The sequence below is a fragment of the Pseudomonas sp. R3-18-08 genome, from assembly GCF_003852065.1.
Lineage (GTDB): Bacteria > Pseudomonadota > Gammaproteobacteria > Pseudomonadales > Pseudomonadaceae > Aquipseudomonas.
The window spans coordinates 2,335,852-2,361,844 of sequence record NZ_CP027729.1 but is presented as its reverse complement, the minus strand read 5'-3'; the positions used below and the strand labels follow the sequence as shown (position 1 = coordinate 2,361,844).

At 61.9% G+C, this 25,993-nt stretch carries 25 protein-coding genes; 14 read left to right on the top strand and 11 right to left on the bottom strand.

The features are described 5' to 3' along the window. Positions 1-3: 3 nt before the first annotated feature. A complete protein-coding gene (locus tag C4J92_RS11020; RefSeq protein ID WP_124403837.1) occupies positions 4-1,248 on the top strand; it encodes a saccharopine dehydrogenase family protein in 1,245 nt (414 codons plus the stop codon). A 681-nt stretch (positions 1,249-1,929) separates the two neighbouring features. Here the strand turns inward: C4J92_RS11020 and C4J92_RS11015 are convergent. Beyond that, the gene (locus C4J92_RS11015) at positions 1,930-3,429 is read right to left on the bottom strand and encodes a CoA-acylating methylmalonate-semialdehyde dehydrogenase (protein ID WP_124403836.1); all 1,500 of its coding nucleotides are present in this window, start codon (positions 3,427-3,429) and stop codon (positions 1,930-1,932) included. Between the two features lie 108 nt (positions 3,430-3,537). On the opposite strand from C4J92_RS11015, the gene C4J92_RS11010 reads away from it, so the two are divergent. Then, on the top strand, positions 3,538-4,476 hold the full coding sequence (locus C4J92_RS11010; protein ID WP_124405793.1) for a LysR family transcriptional regulator: 939 nt from the start codon (positions 3,538-3,540) through the stop codon (positions 4,474-4,476). Between the two features lie 68 nt (positions 4,477-4,544). Here the strand turns inward: C4J92_RS11010 and C4J92_RS11005 are convergent, their stop codons facing one another. Both C4J92_RS11005 and C4J92_RS11000 read right to left on the bottom strand, forming a co-directional pair. Further along, positions 4,545-5,819, bottom strand: coding sequence for a glucarate dehydratase family protein (locus C4J92_RS11005; protein ID WP_124403835.1), 1,275 nt, complete (start codon positions 5,817-5,819; stop codon positions 4,545-4,547). Continuing rightward, complete coding sequence (locus C4J92_RS11000; protein WP_124403834.1) at positions 5,816-7,177, bottom strand: MFS transporter; 1,362 nt, start codon at positions 7,175-7,177, stop codon at positions 5,816-5,818. Before C4J92_RS11000 ends, C4J92_RS11005 begins: the two co-directional genes overlap by 4 nt. 137 nt (positions 7,178-7,314) lie before the next feature. On the opposite strand from C4J92_RS11000, the gene C4J92_RS10995 reads away from it, so the two are divergent. The 4 genes from C4J92_RS10995 to C4J92_RS10980 all read left to right on the top strand — a co-directional run bounded on the left by C4J92_RS10995 (position 7,315) and on the right by C4J92_RS10980 (position 12,450). Further along, positions 7,315-8,223 carry a LysR family transcriptional regulator gene (locus C4J92_RS10995; protein ID WP_124403833.1) on the top strand — a complete coding sequence of 303 codons (909 nt, stop codon included), beginning with the start codon at positions 7,315-7,317 and terminating at the stop codon, positions 8,221-8,223. A gap of 168 nt (positions 8,224-8,391) precedes the next feature. Beyond that, positions 8,392-8,850, top strand: a complete 459-nt coding sequence (locus tag C4J92_RS10990; RefSeq protein ID WP_124403832.1) for a (2Fe-2S)-binding protein — start codon at positions 8,392-8,394, stop codon at positions 8,848-8,850. Next, positions 8,850-11,087 carry a molybdopterin cofactor-binding domain-containing protein gene (locus C4J92_RS10985; RefSeq protein WP_124403831.1) on the top strand — a complete coding sequence of 746 codons (2,238 nt, stop codon included), beginning with the start codon at positions 8,850-8,852 and terminating at the stop codon, positions 11,085-11,087. The genes C4J92_RS10990 and C4J92_RS10985 overlap by 1 nt, the downstream gene beginning before the upstream one ends. A 16-nt stretch (positions 11,088-11,103) precedes the next feature. Beyond that, the gene (locus C4J92_RS10980; RefSeq protein ID WP_124403830.1) at positions 11,104-12,450 is read left to right on the top strand and encodes a cytochrome c; all 1,347 of its coding nucleotides are present in this window, start codon (positions 11,104-11,106) and stop codon (positions 12,448-12,450) included. A gap of 141 nt (positions 12,451-12,591) precedes the next feature. Here C4J92_RS10980 and C4J92_RS26965 read toward each other — a convergent pair whose 3' ends face one another. Further along, complete coding sequence (locus C4J92_RS26965) at positions 12,592-12,741, bottom strand: hypothetical protein (protein ID WP_164487530.1); 150 nt, start codon at positions 12,739-12,741, stop codon at positions 12,592-12,594. Positions 12,742-12,918: 177 nt separating this feature from the next. Between C4J92_RS26965 and C4J92_RS10975 the strand changes: the two genes are divergently transcribed. Beyond that, the gene (locus C4J92_RS10975; protein WP_124403829.1) at positions 12,919-13,173 is read left to right on the top strand and encodes a hypothetical protein; all 255 of its coding nucleotides are present in this window, start codon (positions 12,919-12,921) and stop codon (positions 13,171-13,173) included. 31 nt (positions 13,174-13,204) lie between these two features. Next, positions 13,205-13,507 carry a hypothetical protein gene (locus C4J92_RS10970; protein WP_124403828.1) on the top strand — a complete coding sequence of 101 codons (303 nt, stop codon included), beginning with the start codon at positions 13,205-13,207 and terminating at the stop codon, positions 13,505-13,507. Here the strand turns inward: C4J92_RS10970 and C4J92_RS10965 are convergent. Then, positions 13,504-14,004, bottom strand: coding sequence for a CinA family protein (locus C4J92_RS10965; RefSeq protein ID WP_124403827.1), 501 nt, complete (start codon positions 14,002-14,004; stop codon positions 13,504-13,506). The two genes, C4J92_RS10970 and C4J92_RS10965, sit on opposite strands and share 4 nt — an antisense overlap. Positions 14,005-14,022: 18 nt before the next feature. Then, entirely contained in the window at positions 14,023-15,099 is a 1,077-nt protein-coding gene (locus C4J92_RS10960) for a M42 family peptidase (protein WP_124403826.1), read from the bottom strand. Positions 15,100-15,262: 163 nt separating this feature from the next. Between C4J92_RS10960 and C4J92_RS10955 the strand changes: the two genes are divergently transcribed. The 4 genes from C4J92_RS10955 to C4J92_RS10940 all read left to right on the top strand — a co-directional run bounded on the left by C4J92_RS10955 (position 15,263) and on the right by C4J92_RS10940 (position 16,990). After that, a complete protein-coding gene (locus C4J92_RS10955) occupies positions 15,263-16,027 on the top strand; it encodes an OBAP family protein (protein WP_124403825.1) in 765 nt (254 codons plus the stop codon). Positions 16,028-16,124: 97 nt separating this feature from the next. Further along, positions 16,125-16,406, top strand: coding sequence for a hypothetical protein (locus C4J92_RS10950; RefSeq protein ID WP_124403824.1), 282 nt, complete (start codon positions 16,125-16,127; stop codon positions 16,404-16,406). 90 nt (positions 16,407-16,496) lie between these two features. Further along, positions 16,497-16,754 carry a DUF6555 family protein gene (locus C4J92_RS10945; RefSeq protein ID WP_124362355.1) on the top strand — a complete coding sequence of 86 codons (258 nt, stop codon included), beginning with the start codon at positions 16,497-16,499 and terminating at the stop codon, positions 16,752-16,754. Continuing rightward, a complete protein-coding gene (locus tag C4J92_RS10940) occupies positions 16,751-16,990 on the top strand; it encodes a hypothetical protein (protein WP_124403823.1) in 240 nt (79 codons plus the stop codon). Before C4J92_RS10945 ends, C4J92_RS10940 begins: the two co-directional genes overlap by 4 nt. 206 nt (positions 16,991-17,196) lie before the next feature. Here the strand turns inward: C4J92_RS10940 and C4J92_RS10935 are convergent, their stop codons facing one another. Further along, on the bottom strand, positions 17,197-18,054 hold the full coding sequence (locus C4J92_RS10935) for an SDR family oxidoreductase (RefSeq protein ID WP_124366610.1): 858 nt from the start codon (positions 18,052-18,054) through the stop codon (positions 17,197-17,199). 287 nt (positions 18,055-18,341) lie between these two features. Between C4J92_RS10935 and C4J92_RS10930 the strand changes: the two genes are divergently transcribed. Beyond that, the gene (locus tag C4J92_RS10930; RefSeq protein ID WP_124403822.1) at positions 18,342-22,487 is read left to right on the top strand and encodes a CheR family methyltransferase; all 4,146 of its coding nucleotides are present in this window, start codon (positions 18,342-18,344) and stop codon (positions 22,485-22,487) included. A 6-nt stretch (positions 22,488-22,493) separates the two neighbouring features. Here C4J92_RS10930 and C4J92_RS10925 read toward each other — a convergent pair whose 3' ends face one another. Genes C4J92_RS10925 through C4J92_RS10915 form a run of 3 tightly spaced genes read right to left on the bottom strand, consistent with a single transcriptional unit; the run spans position 22,494 to position 23,697 of the window. Beyond that, on the bottom strand, positions 22,494-22,937 hold the full coding sequence (locus tag C4J92_RS10925) for a DUF421 domain-containing protein (RefSeq protein ID WP_124362351.1): 444 nt from the start codon (positions 22,935-22,937) through the stop codon (positions 22,494-22,496). Positions 22,938-22,946: 9 nt separating this feature from the next. Beyond that, on the bottom strand, positions 22,947-23,462 hold the full coding sequence (locus C4J92_RS10920) for a hypothetical protein (protein ID WP_124403821.1): 516 nt from the start codon (positions 23,460-23,462) through the stop codon (positions 22,947-22,949). Positions 23,463-23,475: 13 nt separating this feature from the next. After that, a complete protein-coding gene (locus tag C4J92_RS10915) occupies positions 23,476-23,697 on the bottom strand; it encodes a PLD nuclease N-terminal domain-containing protein (protein WP_124403820.1) in 222 nt (73 codons plus the stop codon). A gap of 211 nt (positions 23,698-23,908) precedes the next feature. On the opposite strand from C4J92_RS10915, the gene C4J92_RS10910 reads away from it, so the two are divergent. Further along, positions 23,909-24,127 carry a hypothetical protein gene (locus C4J92_RS10910; RefSeq protein ID WP_124403819.1) on the top strand — a complete coding sequence of 73 codons (219 nt, stop codon included), beginning with the start codon at positions 23,909-23,911 and terminating at the stop codon, positions 24,125-24,127. Between the two features lie 136 nt (positions 24,128-24,263). Here C4J92_RS10910 and C4J92_RS10905 read toward each other — a convergent pair whose 3' ends face one another. Continuing rightward, positions 24,264-25,763 carry a sensor domain-containing diguanylate cyclase gene (locus C4J92_RS10905; RefSeq protein ID WP_124403818.1) on the bottom strand — a complete coding sequence of 500 codons (1,500 nt, stop codon included), beginning with the start codon at positions 25,761-25,763 and terminating at the stop codon, positions 24,264-24,266. Positions 25,764-25,993 lie beyond the last annotated feature (230 nt).

The following is a 25,993-nucleotide window of genomic DNA, read 5'->3' as shown; positions in this document are numbered from 1 at the left end:
CAATTGAAAAAGAACGTTCTTATCATTGGTGCAGGAGGTGTCGCCAAGGTGGTGGCCCACAAGTGCGCGCAGCACAACGACGAACTCGGTCGTATTGCTATCGCGTCGCGCAACATCTCCAAATGCCAGGCCATCATCGACAGCGTCAAGGCCAAGGGTAGCCTCAAGGTACCCGCCGACATCCAGGCCTTCGCGCTGAACGCCCTGGACGTGGAAGCGACCAAGGCCCTGATCCGCGAGACCGACTCGCAGATCGTCATCAACGTGGGTTCCGCGTTTCTCAACATGTCGGTGCTGCGTGCCTGCATCGATACGGGCGTGGCTTACCTCGACACCGCCATCCACGAAGAGCCGGGCAAGGTCTGCGAGACCCCGCCGTGGTACGGCAACTACGAATGGAACCACCTGGAAGAATGCAAACAGAAGAACATCACGGCCATCCTTGGCGTGGGCTTCGACCCGGGTGTCGTCAACGCGTATGCCGCGCTGGCGCAGCAACAGCATTTCGACCGCATTGATTCGATCGACATTCTCGACGTCAATGCCGGCTCCCACGGCAAATACTTCGCCACCAATTTCGACCCGGAAATCAATTTCCGCGAGTTCACCGGACAGGTGTGGAGCTGGCAGAACAGCCAGTGGACCAGCAACACCATGTTCGAAGTCAAACGCACCGACGACCTGCCGGTAGTCGGTTCGCAGAACCTCTACCTCACCGGCCACGATGAAGTGCACTCGCTGTCGAAAAACCTCGACGTGCCCAATGTGCGTTTCTGGATGAGCTTCGGTGAACACTACATCAACGTATTCACCGTACTGAAAAACCTCGGCCTGCTTTCCGAGAAGCCCGTCAAAACCGCTGAAGGCCTGGAAGTGGTGCCGTTGAAAGTGGTCAAGGCGGTACTGCCTGACCCGTCATCGCTCGCACCGGGCTATACCGGCAAAACCTGCATTGGCGACCTGGTCAAAGGCACCCGGAACGGCCAGCCGCGCGAGATGTTCATCTACAACGTGGCTGATCACGAAGAAGCCTTTGCCGAGACCGACAGCCAAGGCATCTCGTACACTGCAGGCGTCCCACCGGTAGCCGCTGCGCTGCTGGTGGCGCGCGGCGAGTGGGATGTGAAACACATGGCCAACGTCGAGGAACTGCCGGCTGAGCCGTTCCTCAAAGCGCTGGACGTGATGGGCTTGCCGACTCGGATCAAAGACGAGCACGGTGATCGCGCCTGGGATGCGATTGCCTGACCGGCGATAGCTGACCGAACAAAAGAATGCGCCCGATTGGGCGCATTTTTTTTGTGGGAGGGGATAGGTATCTACACAACTTTGGCGTAGCCCTGAACCTGTGGCGAGGGAGCTTGCTCCCGTGGCGACCTGGCGGCCTATAGCTATCTGACTGATGCCGCGCGATCCAAATGTGGGAGGGGGCTTGCTCCCGATGGCGGCCTGACAGCCGACCAGGATGCTGGATCAGGGCGAGTACATATCCGTTGCTGCGGTAACGGCTGCTATGGGTTCCGCCCTTACGGCGTCTCACTTTTGAAAAGCGCAAAAGTAAGCAAAACGCTCTTGCCCCACCACTCGGCACCTCGCCCCGGCTCGGTGTGCCCGTAATCCGACAGCGATTTGGGGGGCCGCCGCCACGCGCCATCCATGGCGCGGGGCGGCTAAACCGGCATCCCTGCCGGTTTACCCCCCAAATCACTGTCGAATTCCGGCCAGCGTGGTTAACGGGGCGCTTGGATCAAAAGCAAGATCACAAGCAAGAGCGACTCGCTTCGCATCGTGGTTGCCGTAGGCTGCTACAAAATTGTGTAGATACCCATGCCCCCGATGGCGATGCATCAGCTACAACTGAGCTGGCTGACACACTGCATCGGGGGCAAGCCCCCTCCCACATCAGGTTTTGTGGTGCAGGGGTAAACCTTACCTCGACACCGGCATCGCAAACTCCGCGCCCTGCTCGATGCTCTCCGACCAACGCTGCATGATCGATTTCTGCTTGGTGTAAAAACGCACGCCCTCGGTGCCATAGGCATGCATGTCGCCAAACAGGCTTTTTTTCCAGCCACCAAACCCATGCCAGGCCATCGGCACCGGAATCGGAACGTTGATGCCGACCATGCCCACTTCGATGCGCCGCGCAAATTCGCGGGCGATGTTGCCGTCGCGGGTGAAGCAGCTGACGCCGTTGCCGAACTCGTGGTCGTTGACCAGTTTCACTGCGGCGGCGAAATCATCCACGCGCACGCAGGCCAGCACCGGGCCGAAGATTTCTTCGCGGTAGATGCTCATGTCTCGGGTCACATGGTCGAACAAGGTAGCGCCGAGCCAGAAGCCATTTTCCAGGCCGGGCTCGGAGGGTACATAGTCGCGGCCATCAAGCAGCAATTGCGCGCCGGCTTGCACGCCTTGCTCGATATAGCCGCTGATCCGCTCCAGGGCAGCGCGGGACACGATCGGGCCCATTTCGGCCTTGAGGTCGCGGCCATCGGTAATGCGCAGTTGCTTGGCGCGTTCGGTCAAGGCGGCGATGACCTTGTCACCCACATCGCCCACCAGCACCGCCACCGAGATTGCCATGCAACGCTCGCCGGCACTGCCGTAGGCGGCGCCCATCAGGGCATCGACGGTACGCTCGATATCCGCGTCGGGCATCACCACCATATGGTTTTTCGCGCCGCCCAGGCCTTGCACGCGTTTGCCGTTACGCGCACCGCTTTCGTAGATGTACTGGGCAATCGGCGTGGAACCGACAAAGCTCACGGCCTTGACGTCCGGGTGTTCGATCAGCGCGTCCACCGCTTCCTTGTCGCCCTGCACCACATTGAACACGCCCTTGGGCAGGCCGGCTTCGCGCAGCAGCTCAGCCATGAACAACGAGGCGCTCGGATCGGTGGGGCTGGGCTTGAGAATGAAGGTATTACCCGCCGCAATCGCGATCGGGTACATCCACATCGGCACCATCACCGGGAAGTTGAACGGCGTGACGCCGGCCACCACGCCCAGCGGCTGGCGCATTGTCCAGTTGTCCATGCCACGGGAAACCTGGTCGGAATGTTCGCCCTTGAGCAGGTTGGGAATGCCACAGGCGAACTCGAGGATGTCGATGCCACGGTCGACTTCGCCCTGGGCATCGGTAAACACCTTGCCGTGTTCGGCGACGATGATGCGTGCCAGGTCATCCTTGCGTTCACGCAGCAGGTGCAGGTATTCGAACAGCACACGGGCGCGGCGGATCGGCGGGGTGTCGGCCCAGCCGGCAAAGGCGGCCTGGGCGGCGGCGACGGCTTCGGCCACGGTCTGGCGGCTGGCCAGGGCTACACGCGCGGTGACTGCGCCGGTGGCCGGGTTGTAGACGTCCTGATAGCGATCATCGCGGCTCACGCGCTGGTCGTTGATGTAGTGCTCAAGGGTAATCGGCATGGCAGGCGATCCAGGTGGTTGGCGTTGGTACACACCTTAGGCTTTCGCTTTGTTCCGAACCAGAGCAGAATCGTGAACTTATTGTGCATCCTGGCGAACAATGCTCCCATGGAAAAAGCAGAGATCGAAGGGCTGTGGACCCACATCCATTGGCTGTCAGTGCTGGAAGAACACGGCACCTACACCGCCGCTGCCGCGCGCCTTGGGGTGAGCAAGTCGGCGGTGAGCCAGCGGATTTCCGACCTGGAAAAAGCCACCGGCACCCGCCTGGTGACGCGCACCACGCGCAGCGTACGGCTGACCGATGCGGGGCTGTCGTTGACCCGCGAGGTGCGCAGCGCCTATGAACACATCGCCCGCAGTTTCTCTGCGGTGCGTGACCTGGCCGGGGAAGTGCGTGGCCTGGTGCGGCTGACCGCGCCGGTAGCGTTCGCCCGGCAACAGCTGGTGCCGCATCTGCCGCAATTCCTGCGCCAATACCCGCAGGTGCGCATCCAGCTGGACGTGTCCGACGCCTTGAGTTCGCTGGCCGCCGAAGGTTACGACCTGGCCGTGCGCCATGGTTTCCAGATACCCGAGACCCATGTGGCCTGGAAGCTCTGCGACACCGCCTCGGTGCTGGTCGCCACCCGCGATTACCTGCAGCGCCATGGCGAACCCCGCGAGCCGGGCGACCTGTCGGCGCACAACTGTCTGTTTTACCCACGGGGCGCCGACCAGCCGGCCTGGACCTTCGAGCGCGGCAGCAAACACCTCGAACGCCTGACCGTGCCTATCGCCGGCAGCTTTGCCACTAACAACAGCGAAGCCCTGCGCGACGCGGCGCTCAATCACCTGGGCATCGCCCTGCTGCCGGATTTCAGCGCCCACGCGGCGCTGGCCGAGGGCAGGCTGGTACAGGTATTGAAGGAATGGACGCTCAAGGGCGCATTTGCCGATGAAATCTACCTGATCCGCCCCTATTCGCCCCATGTGCCAAAGGCAGTGAGCGCGCTGGTGGGTTTTTTAAAGGCGCAGTTGGCGGGAGGGTTTCGATTCGACGGCTGAGGCGGCGCACAAAAAAAGGCCCGGCGACGCACGCGGATGCGTCACCGGGCAAAGCGAAGCGACCGGCTTCAGAAACGTGGCTTGACGGTTTTCCACTGCGGTTGATAGCGCTGCATCTGTTTCACATCGTCACGCTGGCGGATACCGCAACTGAGGTATTGGTCATGCAGCTTGCCCAACTGGTCGTGATCCAGCTCCAGGCCCAGCCCCGGCGCGCGGGTGATGCTCACGCAGCCGTCGACGATGGGCAGCTTACCGCCCTTGATCACTTCTTCGTCTGGCTCCTGCCATGGGTAATGCGTATCGCAGGCATAGTCGAGGTTGGGCACCGACGCCGCGACGTGGGCCATGGCCATCAGGCTGATGCCCAAGTGTGAGTTGGAGTGCATCGACACGCCCAGGCCGAAGGTGTGGCACATTTTCGCCAGCACCTGGGTATCGCGCAGGCCACCCCAGTAATGATGGTCGGCCAGCACGATCTGCACGCTGTTCAGCGCCACGCTGCGGCGGAACTCGTCAAAATCGGTGACCACCATATTGGTCGCCAGGGGCAAGCCGGTTCGCTTGTGCAGCTCGGCCATGCCGTCCAGGCCGGGGGTCGGGTCTTCGTAATATTGCAGGTCGTCGCCGAGCAGTTCGGCCATGCGAATCGAGGTGGCCAGAGACCAATTAGCGTTCGGGTCGATGCGCAGCGGCACGCCGGGAAAGGCTTTTTTCAGCGCCTTGATGCAGCGCACCTCATGCTCGGGTTCCAGTGCGCCAGCCTTGAGCTTGATACTTTTGAAACCGTAGGTCTCGAGCATGCGGCGAGCCTGGGCGACTATCTGCGCTTCAGTCAGGGCTTCGCCCCAGCTGTCGGGCTTGTAGGGCGAATCGATGTGTTCGGCGTATTTGAAAAACAGGTAGGCGCTGAACGGGATCTGGTCACGGATCGCGCCGCCGAGCAGGTCCACCAGAGGTACATTCAGCGAATGCGCCTGCAGGTCGAGAAACGCCACTTCGAACGCCGAATAGGCATTACTCACAGCTTTGCTCGCATGGGAGCCCGGCGCCAGTTCCGCACCGGCCACGCTCAGCGGTTTATGCGCGGCCACGGTGGCCTGCACGATAGCGCGCAGGCCATTGAGGTTGAACGGGTCCAGGCCGATCAGCTGTTGCTGTACCTGTTGCTGGATCGCCAGTGCCGGAGCATCGCCATAGCTTTCGCCGAGGCCGATGTAGCCGGTGTCGCTTTCAATCTCGATGATCGAGCGCAGCGCGAAAGGCTCGTGGATGCCGCTGGCGTTCAACAGCGGCGGGTCGCGAAAGGCAATCGGGGTGACGGTGACGCGGATAATTTTCAAGAGACGGCTCCCTGTGGATCTGAAGACAAAGGGTGAGGCGCGGTGGATGGGCTGGACGGTGTACCACCACGCGGTGCGGTGCGGGCAAAGAACACCACCACCGCCGCCACCAGCGAAGTGGCGGCCAGGCCGTAGAGCCCGCCCTCGATGGACCCGGTGGTCTGCTCCAGCAAACCGAAGGTAGTAGGCGCGACGAACCCGCCCAGGTTGCCCACCGAATTGATCAAGGCAATCACCGCCGCCGCGATCCGCGCATCCAGGTAGCCCTGGGGAATCGGCCAGAACAGCGCCGACGCGGCCTTGAAGCCAATCGCGGCAAAACAGATGGCGACGAACGCAAACACCGGCCCGCCCAGGGTAGACATGAACATGCCGAACGCCGCGATCACCAGCATCAGCGACACCCAGGCTTGCTGGTGCTTCCACTTGCTGGCCAGCGCCGCGAAGCCGTACATGGCGACAATGGAAATCAACCACGGAATGGCATTGAACAAGCCCACCTGGAAGTCACCCAGGTTGCCCATTTTCTTGATCATGCTCGGCAGCCAGAAGGTGGCGCCGTAGATGGTCAGGGCGATGGAAAAGTAGATAAAGCAGAACAGCGCGATCTGTTTGTCGGCCAACAGCTTGAACATCGACGGCCGCACGCACTGGCTCGCCTCGCGCGCCTGCTGCTCCAGCGCAATGGCACTGACCAGCGCGTGTTTTTCTTCGTCACTGAGCCACTTGGCCTGATGGGGATGGGACTGCAACCAGAACCACACAAACCCGCAGAGCACGATGGAGGCGAAGCCTTCAATCAGGAACATCCATTGCCAGCCATGCAGGCTGAACCCGCTGACATTCAGCAGCGCGCCCGACACCGGCCCGGAGATCACCGAGGCGATGGCCGAACCGCTGAGGAAAACCGCCATGGCCTTGCCGCGCTCGCTGGCCGGCAGCCACTGGGTGAAGTAGTAGATGATGCCGGGAAAGAACCCGGCTTCGGCGGCGCCGAGCACAAAGCGCAACACGTAGAAACTGGTTTCTCCCTGCACAAAGGCCATGCCCATCGCGGCCGCGCCCCAGGTGAACATGATGCGCGTCAGCCAGGCCCGCGCGCCGTAGCGTTGCAGCAGCAAATTGGAGGGCACTTCGAAAATCGCATAGCCAATAAAGAACAGCCCGGCGCCCAAGCCGTAGGCCGCCGCGCCAATGCCCAGGTCGGTTTCCATATGGCTGCGCACGAAGCCGATATTGACCCGGTCGATGTAGTTGACGATGAACATCACCACGAACAGCGGCAGGACATGGCGCTTGACCTTGGCGGCAGCGCGGGCAAGCACGCTCGGGTCTGGCGGATTCTGAAGGGTATCCACGGGCAACTCCCAGTCATTGTTTTTTTAGGGATCGTTTTTTTAGGGATTGTTTTTTCTAGGGGCAGGTCGATGATGGACGCCGGGGATTGTTCCCGTCTAATCTAACCTGGCATTCGATTGATACTGGAATTAGATCAATGTTCGAACTGACCCAACTGCGCTGCTTCACCACCGTGGCCACCGAACTGAATTTCCGCCGGGCGGCTGAACGGCTGAACATGACGCAGCCGCCCCTTAGCCGGCAGATTCAGTTGCTCGAGCATCACCTGGGCGTAGAGCTGTTTACCCGCACCACCCGCAGCGTCGCCCTGACCGCCGCCGGCCGGGCTTTTTTCATCGAGGCGCAGAACCTGCTCGAGCGTGCCCAGCAAGCGGCCGTCACCGCGCGACGCTTTGCCGAGGGCGATATCGGCACGGTCAATATCAGCTTCGTCGGCAGCGCGGTGTATGAGTTTTTACCCAAAGTGATTGCCGAGGCGCGCCTCAAGCAGCCCCACGTCAAGATCGACCTGTCCGAAATGAACACCTACCAGCAATACGAAGCCCTGCGCGCCCGGCGTATCGACCTGGGCATCGTCCGCGCGCCGCTGCTGGAGCCCGGCTACGCCACCGAATGCCTGGTGCGCGAGCCGTTTGTGCTGGCGGTGCCGAGCAGTCATCGGCTGGCTCAGGCACAGACCGTCAGCGTGCAAGACCTGGATGCGCAGCCGTTCCTGATGTACGCCCATTCCGCCTACCCGCCGTTCAACGAGTTGCTCACTGGTTTGCTGCGCTCGGCCCGTGTCGCGCCGGAGTATGTGCAGTGGCTCGGCTCGTCCCTGACCATCCTCGCCCTGGTCAACGCCGGCATGGGCCTGGCCCTGGTGCCGCGTTGCGCCAGCAGCGTGGTGTTCAAGAACGTGGTGTTCCGCGATATCGACCTGGGCGAAGGCGCGCGGAGCGAGCTGCACCTGATCTGGCGCGAGCACAACGACAACCCGGCGTTCACCATGCTCCTGGAAGGTATCCGCAGCGCTGCGGGAGCGAGCTTGCTGGCGCCCCATTGACCCAATCCTGTTGAATACTTGCCTGATCCTCTGAACTTGTGGGCTATTGCATAGATGGCCCTTGCGCGCTGGTCTAGAGTTCGACGATGGGCGACCTGCGGTCGCACCTCTCCTATAAGAACTCTAAGAACTCAGCACCACCAACCGATGATCAGCAGGTGAGCCGCCATGGAATTACGTATTAACCAAAAGGCCTATCAGGTCGATGCCGACGCCGACACGCCGTTGCTGTGGGTGATCCGCGACGACCTGGGCCTGACCGGCACCAAGTACGGCTGCGGCCTGGCCCAGTGCGGCGCGTGTTCGGTGCTGGTGGACGGCAACGTGGTGCGCTCGTGCGTCACGCCGGTGGCGGCGCTGGTCGGCCGCGAGATCACCACCATCGAGGCGATTGAAGCCGATGACGTGGGCAAGCGCGTGGTCGCGGCCTGGGTCGAGCGCCAAGTGGCGCAATGCGGTTACTGCCAGTCCGGGCAGGTGATGGCGGCCACGGCGCTGCTCAAGCACACCCCTGCACCGTCGAAAGAGCAGATCAACGCGGCCATGATCAACCTGTGCCGCTGCGGCACCTACAACGCCATCTATGCCGCCATGGATGACTTGGCCGCCGGCAAGGAGAGCGTTTGATGAAGATGTCCGAGATTCTGCCCGGCGTGACCCTGGACGCACCGATCAACCTGTCGCGTCGGCGCTTTCTGGCGAGCACCGCCGTCGGTGCATTGGTCATCGGCTTCGGCCTGCCCCTCGGCACGTCCAGGGTGCAGGCTGCCACGGGCGCCGCCGCTGAACGCGGCACCCAGGTGCCGGCCTTCCTCGAGATTCGTCCGGACGGCAGCGTGCGCCTGCTCAGCCCCTTCATGGAAGGCGGCCAGGGCACGCACACCGCCATGGCGCAGATCATCGGCGAGGAGCTGGATGCCGACCCGGCCACCTTCGTGGTCGAAGCGGCACCGCCCGGTGAAGCCTATGTGGTGATGGAAAATGGCCTGCGCATCACCGGCGGCAGCATGTCGGTGCGCATGAGTTACCCGACCATGCGCCGCCTCGGCGCCCTCGCCCGCGCCATGTTGATGCAGGCGGGCGCCGAACAGCTCGGTGTGCCCGTGGCGCAACTGAGCACGCAACCGGGCCGGGTGGTGCATGCCGCGTCGGGCCGCTCGCTGGGTTATGGCGAGTTGGCCAGCCGCGCCCTGGACATGCCCGTGCCCGACCCGGCCAGCATCACCCTGCGCGACCCGAGCCAGTTCCGCTGGATCGGCAAGCCGGTCAAACGCCTGGACGCCTATGACAAATCCACCGGCAAGGCGCAATACAGCATCGACCTCAAAGTCGACGGCATGCTCCACGCCGCCGTGCAGCACGCACCGCGCCTGGGCATGACGGTGGGCAGCCTGCGCAACCAGGCCCAGGTCGAGGCCATGAAGGGCGTGCATTCGGTGCACACTCTGCCCGGCGCCGTGGCGGTGGTGGCCGAACGCTGGTGGCACGCCAAGCGGGCCGTGGAAGCGATCCAGGTGCAATGGCTCGAAGCCGCCGCAGACTCTGCCGTGCGCGCAATGCCGGCGGACTTTTCCAGCGATAAATACCGCGACTTTCTCGCCGCCCAGCAAGGCCCGGCCCGCGACGACGAAAGCCAGGGCGACGTGGCCGCCGCGCTGGCCAGCGCCAAGACCCGCGTCGACGCCACCTATCACAACCAATACCTCAACCACGCGCAGCTGGAGCCGCCTTCGGCACTGGCGCGCTATAACCCCGACGGCACGCTGGAGGTGTGGCTGCCGAACCAGGCACCGGATATGTTCCGCGCCGACATCGCCAAGCGCACCGGCCTGGCCGTTGAGCAAATCACCCTGCACTCACCGCTGCTCGGCGGCTTTTTCGGGCGGCATTTTTTGTATGACTCGGCCAACCCCTACCCGCAGGCCATCGCCCTGGCCAAGGCTGTCGGCCGGCCGATCAAGCTGATCTGGAGCCGCGAGGAAGAGTTCGTGCGCGATGTGCTGCGCCCGGTCGCGGTGGTCAAGTTCCGCGCCGCGCTGGATGACAAAGGCCTGCCTGTGGCCATTGAAGCGGTGAGCGCCACCGAAGGCCCCACCGAAGCGATTGCCGGCAAGCAAGGCGACGCCCTCGACCCCACGGCTCTGGAAGGCCTGTCCGGCAAAAGTTATGCGATCCCCAACAAGCGCATCGCCCAGATTTACGTCAAGGGCCCGGCCATGCTCGGTTACTGGCGTTCGGTGGGCAATTCGTTGAACGATTTCTTCTACGAAGCGTTCCTCGATGAACTGGCCGACAAAGGCGGCCATGACCCATACGAACTGCGCCTGCATCTGCTGCGCGACAATGCGCGGCTGACCACTCTGCTGCAAGCGGTAGGCGAGCTGTCCGGCGGCTGGAAGCGCGGGCCGTTCACCGCCGAAGACGGTAGCCGACGGGCGCGTGGCGTGGCCATGGCCTCGCCGTTTGGCTCCCACGCGGCGGTGATCGCCGAAGTGTCGATCGACAACGGCCAGGTCAAGGTGCATGACATCTGGCAGGCCATCGACCCGGGCAGCATCGTCAACCCGGCGATCATTGAAGCCCAGGTCAACGGCGCCGTGGCCTTGGGCTTGTCGCAAACCTTGCTGGAGGAAGCGGTCTACGTGGACGGTAAGCCACGGGCGCGCAACTACGACCTGTACCCGATCCTGCCGCCCTCGCGGATGGCACGGGTACACGTGAAGATCGTCGAGAGCGGCGAAAAAATGGGCGGTATCGGCGAACCACCGTTGCCCGCCGTGGCGCCAGCAGTGGCCAACGCGGTGGCGCAGTTGACCGGCCAGCGCATCCGCAGCTTGCCGTTGAGCCGCTACACCTTCAGTTAACCCACAGGGAACGCCCATGAACAACCGCCGATTCGCAAGAACCGCAGGCTGGCTGGCGCTGCCCTGCCTGGTCGTGGCAGGCCTGCTGGCCTGGTACGTCACCCGCGAGCCCGCCTCGCCGTTCGCAGAACAAAACACCGCCAGTGTCGACCCGGCACTGGTAAGTCGCGGCGAGTATGTCGCGCGTCTGAGCGACTGCGTCGCCTGTCACAGCCTGGCGGGCAAGGCGCCGTTTGCCGGTGGCCTGGAAATGGCCACGCCGCTGGGGGCGATTCATGCCACCAACATCACCCCCGACCGCGAGCATGGCATTGGCAACTACAGCCTCGCCGACTTCGACCGCGCCGTACGCCACGGCGTGGCGCCGGGTGGGCGTCGGCTGTACCCGGCGATGCCCTACCCGTCTTACGTGAAACTCAGCGACGACGACATCAAGGCGCTGTATGCGTTCTTCATGAAGGGCGTGCAGCCGGCCAACCAGCCGAACATTCCCAGTGATATTCCCTGGCCGCTCAACATGCGCTGGCCCATCGCCCTGTGGAATGGCGTGTTTGCGCCCACCGCCGCCTACGCGGCCAACCCCAGCCAGGACGCACTCTGGAACCGTGGCGCTTATATCGTGCAGGGCCCTGGCCACTGCGGCAGTTGCCATACGCCGCGCGGCCTGGCCTTCAACGAGAAAGCCCTGGACCAATCCGGCGCGCCGTTCCTGGCCGGTGCGCTGCTCGACGGCTGGTACGCACCGAGCCTGCGCCAAGACCCCAACACCGGCTTAGGCCGCTGGAGCGAGGCGCAGATCGTGCAGTTCCTCAAGACCGGGCGCAACCAGCATGCGGTGGTCTACGGCTCGATGACCGAAGCGTTCAACAACTCCACACAGTTCATGGCTGACGACGACCTGGCCGCCATCGCCCGCTACCTCAAATCCCTGCCCGGCGACCCGCAGCGCGATGGCACGCCTTGGCAGTATCAGGCCGTGGCCGCCGACGCGCGTGCGGATGCCCCCGGCGCCCACACCTACGCGACCCGCTGCGCCTCCTGCCATGGCCTGGACGGCAAGGGCCAGCCGGAGTGGATGCCGCCACTGGCCGGCGCCACCTCGGCACTGGCCAAGGAAAGCGCCTCGGCGATCAATATCACCCTCAACGGCTCGCAACGGGTGGTGGCCGCCGGCCTGCCGGACGCCTATCGCATGCCGGCGTTCCGTGAGCAATTGTCCGACCAGGACATCGCCCAGGTGCTGACCTACGTGCGCAGTACCTGGGGCAACCAGGGTGGCGCGGTGGACGCCCAGGCGGTGGGCAAACTGCGCGGGCATACCGACCCGGCCAGCAGCAGCCCGATCATTTTGCATATGCGGTGAGGCCGGAGCGCGGTCTCTTTGGTATAGGTGATCACATGTGGGAGGGGGCTTGCTCCCGATAGCGGTGTGTCAGTGAATGCATGTGTAACTGACACACCCCCATCGGGAGCAAGCCCCCTCCCACATTTGGCCAAGCTAGGCCTACTTGCTCTCGTCGCCCTTGCCTTCCTGCATCTGCACCGACGACTTGCTGCCGCTGGTGTTGTCTTTGGTGGTGTTATCGGAATTGTCGAAACAGCCGTGCAGCAGGAATACACTGCAAAAACCCAAGCACATAGACAGCTTTTTCATAAGATCTCCTGTTAAACCTATTCATCAGCCTGTGCTGCATGTGGCCCGTGGCTGGACCCGAACGTTCCCTGCAGAGGCCGTGAGGCTGACGAATGGTTTGCCATTAATTGGCTAGCATTTACGTACTGGATATTTGGGCTAACCTTCATCCGTTCAGGCTTGTTATCCGGTGATCCCATGGACACGTTGACCAAAGCGCAAATCGAGCATGCTCTTGCACAGCGACTGCGCAGTTGCCGTGTTACCTGCACGATCAATCCAGACAGCAGCCTGTCCGTCACGGTGCTCGCGCCTGACGCCAATCAGTTCACCATCGCCAATATCAACCGCGCCCGCTACCACGGCGAGTCAGGTATCAACCGGCTCGTACGGGAAATCATGGAAGACATGGTGGTTTCCCGGAAAACCTCCCGGCTGTCATCCGTGGGGTAAATGCGGTCAAACGACCAGAACGAGGCTTTCCATGCCGGATTCCACCGCTGCACCGTCGCAACGCTGCACCATCGATTACCTTCAAGACACACTGCTCGGCGTCAACCCGCTCTCCCATGCGTGCATGGCGCGGATTACCCAGGCCGGCGAGCGCATATCGCTGCACATCCCGGGGCCGTGGCCGAAGGAGCTGCCGAAGGCACATACCGTGTCGATCAAGGTCGACGACCGCACTTACCATGGCGTGCTCGTGGATGCCCAGACGTCGGGCACCGATGAGTTGGTGTTGAACATTCAACTTCAGCCGGAACGGCCGGGCGCAGCTGGTCACTAACCCCGCTCACCCGCCAACGCACGCTGGTGAAAATGCGCCAGCCACTTCAAGGCATGCAGCGTCGCATCCAGCTGCACCTGCTCACGGGAGCCCATGAAGCGCTCCTTTCGACTGAAGATACTCAGCCGGTTTTCGATTCGATAAGCCCAGGCAAAACAAATGGTCCCGGCCGGAATGCCGTCCATGTCATCCGGGCCAAGCAGGCCGGTGGTGGCGACGGCGACTCCGGCCGGGCTGTCACGCAACGCGCCTTCGGCCATCTCGCGAGCGACTTCACAACTGGTGAGGTTGAAGGTATCGATCGTATACGCGCGTACGCCCAGCAAGCGCTGTTTGGCCTCGGGCGAGTACACGACATAACCACTTTCAATACATGACCCGCCGCCCCTGACCTCCGACAGCAGCGTGATGATCTTGCCTGCCGTACACGACTCGGCGCTGGTGAGGGTGAGCTGCTGTTGTTTCAGGTAATCAATAGTGGCTGCGGCTATATCCATGATGACAATCTCCCGCGTTCAAAAGGTTGCAAGGTAGTCGGCCAATGTCAGCGCACAGGCCTCAATTGCGCCGTCCACAATCAGCTCGTAGCCGTGGGTGTTTTCCGTTGGAATCGCCAGGCAACCGCCGCGCGCCGACGTGCCGTTACTCATGACGGCACTGGCATCCGAGGCAAAATCCACCAGCAGCGCATATTGAGGCGCATAACCGCAGCGCTGTGCGGCGTCTGCCAGGCCGGTGACCACGGAACGTGTGTAATAGCCTTTGAGGTCACCGGTATTGATGATCGGATCGACGCTCAGGCGGGTGCCGTACTCGCTCATCACCGGGCCGACTTCCACGGCGATGGTGGTATCGCCCGGCAGCGTCTGCGCCGCATACATCGCCCCGGCGTTGCACTCTTCTTCCAGGGTAGTGAAGACGAAATACACATCGCACGTCAGCGCCTGTCGGCGTTGGTGCAGGCCCTGCACGCTATGAAGTACCGCAGTGATGGGCGCGCGGTCATCCAGGAAGTGCGCGGCAATCGCATCACCCACCCGGAACGGCGCACGCCAATGGCGGCTCAGCGTGACGCGGCTGCCGGGGCGTACGCCGTAGTCACGCAAGGTCTCGACTGAGCAACGGGTGATCACATGCACGTCATTCCAGTGCACGTCGCCTGACAACACATCGGCACCCTGGGGCGCGTTGGCGGTGGCATGCATCGAACCAAAGGACAGCACCCCCGGAATGAATTGGTGATCACCGAGTATGTCCACCGGGCACATGCCGAAATTCACCGGGTTGGCACCGCCCAACGCGGTCACGCGCAACGTGCCGTCGGCGTCCACATGCTTGACCACCATGGCGATCTCATCCATATGCGCCATGACCCGCACCGCGCGCCGGGGCTCGCTATCGCCCTGCTCGCCTTTGACCAGGCCGATGACATTGCCGGCCGGGTCCACCCAGGTGTCGTCACACAGCGGCCGCAGGTGCTCCAGGCAAATGGCGCGCACCTCATCTTCCTGGCCGCCAGGGCCACGGGCGAGCAACAGTTGGTGAAGCAACTGGGGGACATCGGGTCGGGCATCGTTTGGCTGGGGTTGCATCCGGGGGTCTCCATTCGCGCTATTGAACACTTATGAAAAATGACCCGACACGTCGAACGGTTGTTCCACAAATCTTCTTCGGCGTGCATCGAAATCCAGTTGAACGCCCACTTCGGCAGGCTTTCTAGATGTGTTCGAAAACCACCCATGGAAGGAGTCCCCGATGAACATCAACCGTCTGCAACCCGCCCTGCCTTCGCTGTGCCTGGCAATGTCGATGGCCGCGCTGACCGCCTGCGCCGGCAACGACTCAGCCTCCAACGTCGTCGCGCCCGGTGAGGCCAAATCACCCACCACGCGCACCCTCGACACCGGCGCCGCCCTGCTGCAATCGCGCCCGCCCATCGATGCGCTGAATGCCTACCTGGACGGCTTCCACTTCTACAACGGCCATCCCGACGTGCAAATGGAAGCCCATCACTACTGCGCAATTCTCAACGAGGAAGTGATCCAGTGCGTGATCTACGACGGCAACCGCAAGGACGCCAAGTTGATGGGCGTGGAGTACATCATCAGCGAACAGCTGTTCAACAGCCTGCCGGCGCCCGAGAAGGCGTTGTGGCACAGCCATGTGCATGAGGTGAAGTCGGGCCAACTGGTAGCGCCTGGTATTCCTGCGGTGGCCGAACACGCCTTGATGGAAAAACTGGTGCATACCTACGGCAAGACTTGGCACACCTGGCACACCGACCTCAACAAGCGCCTGCCGCTGGGTGTTCCGCAATTGATGATGGGCTTTACCGCCGATGGCCAGGCCGATCCGAAGATGGTCGCCGAACGGGACCAGCGGCTGGGCGTCGACAGCGCCAGGAAAAAGCAGGAGCGTGCCGACATCGCCGCTCCGGCCATAGCACCCGGTGCGGACGCCTGGCGCCAGGGCACTATCATCCAGATCGAAGACCCCACCCAGGCAGCCCACCAGCACTGACAGCGGCAGCTGGTCATTTGGATTGAACGATTATTTGCCGGCGCTTGCCACATAGGAAAGGGGCGCATCAGCTGCCCCGCGCATGAGGAGTTCAACTATGTCTTACGACCATCAAGGCCCTGCCAGCGTCATTACCGCTTCCCGCCATCTGGGCACCGAAGACGATGAATGCCTGAACGAAAACGCCAATATAAAAATGACCAGCAGCGGCAAGCCCACCATCGTTCGCCTGGATTTCGATGCCCCGCTGACCTGGCCCGGCAACCCCAATTTCGTCACCGTCAACGTGCCCGACGGCACGTCCGTCAGCGGTGTGATCGTGGCCTTGGAACGCCCGGCTGACGGGCCAGGTTGGGTGACCTTTACGGTGGACGATTGAGCCTGCGAGCAGGCCATCGCATTGTCCGACAACTTATTTGAATTATTTTTGACGTCAAATATCTGTACTTCATGAGCATAGGGAGTCCTCATGAAAAACAACGAGTTATTCACCATCAAGTATCAACTTCACGGCGAGCCCAGGTCGTTCATCGTGCGTGCAGCGCGCATGAATAACGCTGAAGCCTGGCACTGGGCCAGTTGCGATGCCGGCGTGGCGGTCATCCCCAGGTTCGGGCAAAACAACCTCAAGCGCGTCTCCAAGCCGATGGCGGAAAAATACGGCATTACGGATGTGCGCTGGTGCGGTGCGGCAGCGATTCAGTGGGCAGAGGGCATTACATCATGAACAGTCAGGTGCTGGATTACACAGCCAGGCAAACGTCGGACGACGAAGTCACACAGAACACCCAGATGTTCTACGAAGCGGACCGATTGGATGCCCAGGCCTATAAGATCATCGAACACTACAGCGGCGATACCGCGACCTGGGCGCGCTTCACCGAGGCGAAGAAGCTGGCGGACGCGCAACGGACCGCCGCCTATCAAGAGTGGATGCGCATTCACCGCGCCAGGAAAAAATAAAGCTTAACGGCAGGTCAGTTAAGGCTATTTTGTAGGAGCGAGGCGGGCGGCTAGCCCTTGCTCGCGAAGAACTCAGGCTCCCCGCGCTTATCCAGAATGAACGCGTTGCCTGGGCGTTTTTCGCGAGCAAGCTCGCTCCTACATGGTTATGAGGCATGCCCCTGAGTTATGAAGCATGCCCCTGAATATCAGGGGCATGCGTCTGCTTAAAGGATCGGTTTACCCCCCGTCACGCCGTAGCGCTCGCCAGAGATATAACTGCCCTCATCCGACGCCAGCAGCACATAGATAGGCGCCACTTCCACCGGCTGGCCAGGACGCCCCAGCGGCGTGTTGCCACCGAAGTTCTCCACCATGTCATCAGTCATCGTCGACACGATCAACGGCGTCCAGATCGGCCCCGGCGCCACGCTGTTCACACGAATCCCGCGTTCGCCCAGCATCTGCGCCAGGCCGGCGGTGAAGTTGGCGATTGCGCCCTTGGTGGCCGCATAAGGCAACAGCGACGGGTTGGGCATGTCGGAATTGACCGAGGTGGTGTTGATGATCGAACTGCCCTCGGCCATGTGCGGCACCGCCGCCTTGCAGATCCGGAACATCGCTGTGATGTTGACGTTGAAGGTCTTGACCCAGTCCTCGTCGGGAATGTCTTCCAGGGATTTGTAGGTCATCTGGAACGCGGCGTTGTTGACCAGCACGTCGATACGCCCGAACTCCTTCACCGTGTCGTTGACAATGGCTGTGCACTGCGCCGCGTCGCCCAGGTCACCGGGCAACAGCAGGCACTGACGCCCCGCTGCCTCGACCCAGCGCTGGGTCTCCTTGGCGTCCTCATGCTCGTCCAGATACGACACGGCAACGTCCGCACCTTCGCGGGCAAAGGCGATCGCCACCGCACGCCCGATGCCGCTGTCGGCGCCGGTGATCAAGGCAATCTTGTTGGCGAGCCGGCCCGAGCCTTTGTAGGTTTGCTCACCGCAATCAGGCATCGGCTCCATCTTGCGCTGGTCGCCGGGTACAGGCTGCTGCTGTGGCTTGAAGGGTGGTTTTGGGTAGTTACTCATCGGATTCCCTCCTGTGTGTGGTTAGTGTTGCGAGGGTCGGCCGGGCCCGATAGTTCAGAGCAATTTTCAGAAAATCGGATGACCGTACCCGCACGGCTGCACCACTCGTCCGATGGAATAAACCTTTGCAAAGTACGCCTCTCAACCGAAGGGTGAACGCCCGTTGGGGTATCGAGTGGTGTCGAAGCGTTCTGCTGCAAGGCGCTTTTCAGCTATATTCCGCTATTCGTTTATCCCTCATCCCGTTTCGAATTCTTGCCCTGCGCAGTTAACCAAGGTTGGTGTTTATGAAGTCTGCCCCCCCGCGGTCACCCAATGTCCCGCAACGCAAGGATCTGATCCCCAGCACCCTGAATTTTCCAGTGGTGGGGATTGGCGCGTCGGCGGGCGGGTTACAGGCGGTCAAGGCGTTTTTCGAACACATGCCCCAGGACTGCGGCATGGCTTTTGTGGTGATCCTGCACCTGTCCCCCGACCATCAAAGCGTGGCGGACAGGATCATCCAGGAGTCGACCCGGCTGCCGGTGCTGCAGGTCACCGAGACGACGCCCATCGAAAAGAACCGGGTGTACGTGATTTCGCCGGCGCAGCACTTGGCAATGAATGACGGCTACCTGGCCGTCTCGCCGTCGGCGCGCGAAGGCGGCTCGCATATCGCCATCGACCTGTTCTTCCGCGACCTGGCAGATGCCCATAAAGAGCACGCGTTTTGCCTGGTATTGTCCGGCACCGGTTCGGACGGCGCGGTAGGGCTTTCGCGGATCAAGGAACAGGGCGGCGTCACCCTGGTGCAGACCCCGGAAGACGCGGAATTTGATGGCATGCCACTGGCGGCAATCGAAACCCAGATGGTCGATCTAGTGTTGCCCGTGGTGGAGATGCCGCAAAAACTGCTGGAGCTGTGGCGCAACGCCCGTTCCATCACCCTGCCTACCGCCAATGATCCCGAGATCAAGACCACGCCGCCTGCGACTGAACGTGACGCGGCGGTGGCCGAACAGTTGCTGCTGGATATCCTGATACAACTGCGGCTCACCACCGGCCACGACTTCAAGCACTACAAGCGCGCTACCGTACTGCGCCGCATCGAACGCCGCCTGCAGGTCACCGCCCAACCGGATCTGGCCAGCTATTACGAATTCCTCCAGGGGCACCCGGAAGAAACCAAGGCGTTGCTCGGCGACATGCTGATCGGCGTGACCAACTTTTTCCGTGACCGCGAGGCCTTCGAAGCGCTCGAACGCGACGTGATTCCCAACCTGGTGAAGTCACTGGAAGACAGCGTGCCCAAACGCGAAGAGGTGCGCATCTGGTCGGCCGGCTGCTCCACCGGCGAAGAAGCCTATAGCCTGGGCATGCTGGTCGCCGAGCAACTGGCGATAGATGGCAGCGATGCAAAAATGCAGGTGTTCGCCACCGATATCGACGAGCGCGCGATCAACCATGGCCGTAACGGCGTTTACCCGGAAGCGATCATTACTGACGTGCCGCCTTCACGACTGCGCCAGCACTTTGCCAAGGAAAAAAACCAGCACTATCGGGTGCGCAAGGAAATTCGTGAAAAAGTCCTGTTCGCCAAGCACAGCCTGCTGAGCGACCCACCCTTCTCGCAGATCGACCTGATCGTCTGTCGCAACCTGCTGATCTACCTGGACCGCGAGGTGCAGCGCGACATCCTGCAGATGTTCCACTTTGCGCTGCGCCCCGGCGGCTACCTGTTCCTGGGCTCCTCGGAGTCGGCCGACGGCTGCCTGGACCTGTTCGTGCCGGTGGACAAGCGCAACCGCATTTTCCGCGTGCGGGCCGGTTCAGCGGCCATGCGCCGCGCGCCCACCATGCCGCGCGGTGGCTACCTGCGGCCCAGCGCCACGACCGCCGCCGCCCAGGTCAAGGTCCCGAACAAGGTCTCGTTCGCCGACATTCACCTGCGCGCGCTGGAGAAGGCCGCGCCGCCCAGTGTCATAGTGGATATACACGCCGACATCCTGCACATGAGTGAAGGCGCGGCACGTTTCCTGCGCCATGTGGCCGGGGAGATGACGCGCAACCTGCTGGCCCTGGTGCACCCGGACCTGCGCCTGGATATTCGTACGACGCTGTTCCAGGCCCAGCAGTCGGGCCTTACGGTGACGTCGCGCAAAGTGCGCATCGAGCGCGATCACGTGCCCTACGTGGTCGATGTCACCGCCCTGCCCTACCAGGACGATCTCACCGAGAGCGATTATGTCCTGGTGATTTTCCAGGAAACTGAAGTCGACCCCCGGCACGCCGAAGAAACCGCCATCAGCCAAGCCGAAAACCAGATGATGAGCAACCTGGAGCGCGAACTGCAGCGGACCAAGTTGCACCTGCAGGACACCATCGAGCAGGCCGAGGTCTCCAGCGAAGAACTCAAGGCGTCCAACGAAGAAATGCAGGCGGTCAACGAAGAGTTGCGCTCGGCCACCGAAGAGTTGGAAACCAGCAAGGAAGAGTTGCAGTCGATCAACGAAGAACTGCTGACGGTCAATTTCGAACTCAAGACCAAGGTTGAAGAGACCGACAAGGTCAATGACTACCTGACCAACCTGATCGCCTCCACCGATATCGCCACGGTCTTCGTCGACCGCAACATGCGCATCCGCTGGTTCACGCCACGGGCCACGGATATTTTCAGCATGCTGCCGGTGGACACCGGGCGCTCGTTGATGGACATCACTCACCGGCTCAACTACCCGGAAATGACCGAAGACGCCACCACAGTATTCGAATCGTTGAGCATGATCGAACGCGAAATCAGCAGCAAGGACGACCGCTGGTACATCGCACGCCTTCTGCCGTACCGCTCCAGCGAAGACCATATCGATGGCACGGTGCTGACCTTTATCGATATCACCAAGCGGCGCCAGGCCGAAGAAGAACTGCGCCTGGGTGAAGAGCGCATGCGCCTGGTCGCGGACAGCACCCATGATTTTGCCATCATCATTCTGGATGACCATGGCGCCATCACCGACTGGAACACCGGCGCCGAGTTGATCTTCGGCTATACCAAGGACGAGGTGCTTGGCGCCTATTACGACTTGATCTTCTCCCCTGAAGACCGCACCGCCGGCATCCCCGAAAACGAGCTGCGCGCCGCCCGCGAACACGGGCGCGGCGAAGACGAACGCTGGCACGTACGCAAGGACGGCAGCCGGTTTTATTGCAGTGGCGAAGTCACCCTGCTGACCAGCAATAACCTGCAGGGCTACGTCAAGATCGCCCGTGACCTCACCGGCCATAAGCGCACCCAGGATGAGCAGAGTCAACGCTTGATGGAGACCCAGACCAACAGTCACCTCAAGGATGAATTCTTCGCGGTGATGTCCCACGAACTCAAGCATCCGTTGAACCTGATTCAACTGAATGCCGAGTTGCTGCGTCGCCTGCCGGCGACCAAGGCCACCGGCCAGGCGGTCAAGGCCGTGAACACCATCTGCGAAGCGGTATCGAGCCAGGCGCGCATCATCGACGACCTGCTGGACGTGGCCAGGGTGCGCACCGGCAAGCTCAAGCTGAAGAAGCAACCGATCGACCTGATCCGCACGCTTGAGGATATCTACGCGGTGGTGCTCGCCGATGGCCATCGGTGCCAGGTGACCCTGCAAAAACCGACGACTCCGGCAGCCTTGTTCGTCGACGCCGACCCTACGCGCCTCGAACAGGTGATCTGGAATCTGGTCAACAATGCGCTGAAATTCACCCCCAGCGATGGCCGCGTGCAGCTGCTGGTCAGCCGTACCGAGGGGTACGCGCGGTTGGACGTGATCGACAGCGGCGCCGGGCTCGCCGAAGACAGCCTGGAGAAGATCTTCGACCTGTTCGGCCAGGCCGAAAACCAACACCAGACCCATCAGCGCGAAGGCCTGGGTATCGGCCTGTCCCTGGTGCGGCAACTGGTGGAAGCTCACGGTGGCACGGTCAGTGTTCAGTCCCCGGGGCTGGGCTTTGGCTGCACCTTCTCGATAGCGCTGCCGCTCTCCAAGCAACAGGACCGCCTGCCCCGCGCCAACGCTGCGGACGCTTCGGATGAGCGCTTGACCGGGGTCAAGGTCTTGCTGGTGGACGACTCAGCCGATGTGCTGGAAGTGTTGAATATGCTGCTGGAGATGGAAGGCGCCGAGGTGAGTGCGTTCGATGACCCGCTCGCTGCACTGCAAGCGGCCGGCGACACGCCTTTCGACCTGATTGTCTCGGACATTGGCATGCCGAACATGAACGGCCATGAGCTGATGCAGAACTTGCGCCAGATCAGCCACCTCCAGCAAGTACCCGCCATCGCGTTGACGGGTTACGGTGCCAGCAGTGACCAGAAGAAAGCCGCTGACTCAGGCTTCAACACCCATGTGAGCAAACCCGTGACCCATGATGCGTTGATCAGCTTGATTCAGAGCCTGTGCCGCGCACGGCGCTAGGCGGGGTTATTGGTAAGGAATCACCGAGATCTTGCCGTTGCGCTCGAGGATCGCGAAGCGGATGTGCTTGATCTCGAGGATACCCTGGGCCGACCGGGCCGCCTCGAGGATATCGTCTTCATCCAGGCGGGCGCGCTTGAGGCGTTCGTGCAGGACTCGGCCCTCTTCGACCACCACTGTCGGCCCGCCATCGAGCACCCGTGAAAACCACAGCGAACGCTGCTTGAGCAATGACAGGCCGATGTCGATGGCGATCAGCGTGACGATCACCAGCACCGCATTGGTCAACGAGAAATCATCGCCCAACAGCGCCTGCTGGGTCGCCTCACCGATCACCATCAGCAGCACCAGATCAAAGGTGTTGAGTTCGGCGAGGGAGCGCCGGCCTGCGACCTTGAACAGGATCATCAATACCAGGTAAATCGCGGCTGCCCGCAAGACGGAGTCCATGCTTGCCCCCTAGGGATAAATGAACTGGGATACGTCCACGGTGGCGCCGTTGGCAAGCGACACCCGGGTGTCGAAATTGCCGACGCCGTCACTGCGCAAGCTCAGATACAGCGTGGCCCGCCCTTGATCGTCGCTCAGCGTCCACAGCTTTACGCCCTCTCCCGCCGCGCTGGCCTTGAGGGGCTGGGGCTGGAGCATCTCCACATTGAAGCCCTGCAACAGCTCACCGTTGATTTCGACTTCCAACGGCTTGCGCGCAGCGCCTTGCAGGTGGATCACCCATGCATCGGATGAACCATTGCGCAGGAAGCGCTGGTATTCGACGCGTAGCTGCCCGTCGGCGCTGCGTGCCTCGGTGGTGCTCAACGGCCCCTTGGAAAACAGCCCCGCCAGCGTCAGTACAATCAGCACGACCAGCCCGTACCAGCCCAGCCGCTCGAAGCGCCAGACTTTGCGTTGCAAAGGCATGTCTTCGCGTACCGGATAGTCGCGGCTGTGCAGGTCATCAGGCTTTGACTCGCGCATCGCCAGCCCTCTTTCAGCCCTTGCTGTGCTCCGGCGAGGACGGACCCTTGGTCACGCCGCGCGGGCCGTACACCGCCCATATTACCGCGCCCAGGAACGGCAACAGGACCACCACGGCGGTCCACCCGGCCTTGCTTCCCGAGGAATTTTCGCTACGCCACACGCTGTTGAGGACCCACAGGTCGAGCAACAACAAGATGATCATCAGGCCAATCCAGAAATACGTCAGTTCCATAGTGCACCTCCCGGTTATGCAGCATTAGGTGGGCGGGGCGGTCACAGGGTTCAGATTTTTTGCGTTGGCAGGTGCCGAATCTAAATAAACGATAGTTCCGACGGAACTGAATCGTTGAATTGATCAATATTTCAGAAGCAACCAAATGGATACCGTCTCCTTGCAGACGGGTCACAGCCTTATCTGAACCTGTTGAAAAGGAGATGGCGTAATGAACAATTCACAGCGGGCCTGGGAACTGGCCATGGTCTTGGTCGCCAATGGCAAGATCCCGTTCGACCCTGCCAATCCGAGCGGCTCGGTGAAGATCCTGTCGCGGCATTTGGAAGCGCTGGAAACTGCACTGCACGAGGAGGCAATAGCGAATACACCGGTGGAGCGCCTACGCAAACTCGGCGCTCGCCGGCCTGCGCTGGTTGGTGCCGATTGAGGTTGTCCCTGTGGGAGGGGGCTTGCTCCCGATGGCGGAGTGTCATTCAGCTCAAGGTCATCTGATACACCGCTATCGGGAGCAAGCCCCTCCCACAGTTGGAACGCGATCAGGCAGTTAATTCGCGTCGGGCTCCTCAGCGCAGCGCAAATCCATTACGCCCCGCAGACTTCGCGCTATAAAGCGCCTGGTCCGCCGCCTCGATCAAGCCGAGCGCAGACTCCAGCTCAGCACCTGCACCTGCCGCCACCCCGATACTCACACTCACACGCCCGAATGGGCTGCCCGGGTGAGCGATATCGGCGTGCAGTAGTCGATCCAGGATCAATTGCGCCACCACCGCCGCGCCTTCGCTGTCGGTCGCGGGCATGATGACCGCTAGTTCTTCTCCGCCGTAACGCGCCACCAGGTCCGAAGGGCGCCGCACGCATGTCTCCAACAGTGCGCTGACCCTCTGCAGGCAGGCATCGCCGGCGACGTGACCGAGGGCATCGTTGTACCGCTTGAAATAGTCTATATCGATCATCAGCAAGGCCAGCGTCGTGCCGTCGCGTTGCGCCCGGCGCGCTTCCAGGGCCAGGGCCTCATCGAAGCAGCGTCGGTTGGCCAGGCCGGTCAGCGCGTCCTTCATCGCCAGTAACTCAAGCTGCCGATTGGAGTCGAGCAGCTGTTGCTGGGCGATACGCAGCGCCTCTTCGGCCTCGGTTCGCCGGCGGATATCAAGGATCAGAAACCAACCGATCAAACCGGTCAGCCCCAGCAGCCCCGCCACCACCACCGCCGACAACGCGGCTTCCATGCGCCACGCCGCGAGCGCTTCGTGCTTGCCCAGGGCGACGGTGGTGATCAGCGGCAGGCTTTCGCTTTTGCGAAAGGCATACAACCGCTCTACCCCATCCAGACTGGAGGTGTAAGCAGCGGTGCCGACGGAGCGTTCGACCAGATGCTGGGAATAGATCGGCGAGGTGGAAAAGTTGCGGCCCATGTCCTGCTCGCGGAAGGGATAGCGCACCAGCAAGGTGCCGTCGGTGTACGACAAACCGATCGCACCGTCCTGGCCGACGTCGAGCTTGCCGAACACGCGCAGAAAGTTCTCCACGCCCAGGGTCACGGCCACCACTCCGGCAAAGTTGCCGGCCGCATCATCGAAGCGGCGGCTGATGGTAACCACCCACTCCTGGGTGGTGTGGCTCTGAATCGGCGGGCCGATGAAAGGCTCACGGCTCGGATCGTCGCGGTGATGGATGAAATAGGCGCGCGCGCTGCTGTTGGCGCCCGCCGGAATCACGCGGTTGGACGACATCAGCCAGCCACCCTGCCGGTCATAGACGGTGATGCCACTGAGTTGCGGCATCACCGGCTGCTGGCGACGTATCAACGCACTGATGCGCTGGATCTGCGCCGGGCCACTGCCTTCGGTTTCCAGGCGCTCGACCAGACCCAGCAACAGCAATGCGCTTTGGCGCACGATACCTTCGGTGTAGGTCGTGAGCGCCTGGGTGAGGTTCAAGCCATGCACGTTCACTTCCGCCAGCGCACGCTCACGGGAAGACAGGACCTTCCAGATCGTCAACGAAGTCAGGGAACAGCCGATCACCAACAGCAAAAGCATCACTAGGCGGGTATCACGCTTCACGTCAGCACCTTAAAGGAAGTCCGGTTCCATTCCAGCCATCAATCGAACGTCGGTACTCACAGCGGCCACCGGTTCCGGGGGCAAGCATACAAGCAGTCTGGCGGGGCTGCAGCAATAGCGTGTGAAAAGGCCAGCATTGGCCGCGGACGGCGCCAAGCAAGGAGTAACGCCGACAAAGATCAGCCCCGCTTATTCCGCCTTCAGAAACACACACTTGAAACTAAGCCGAA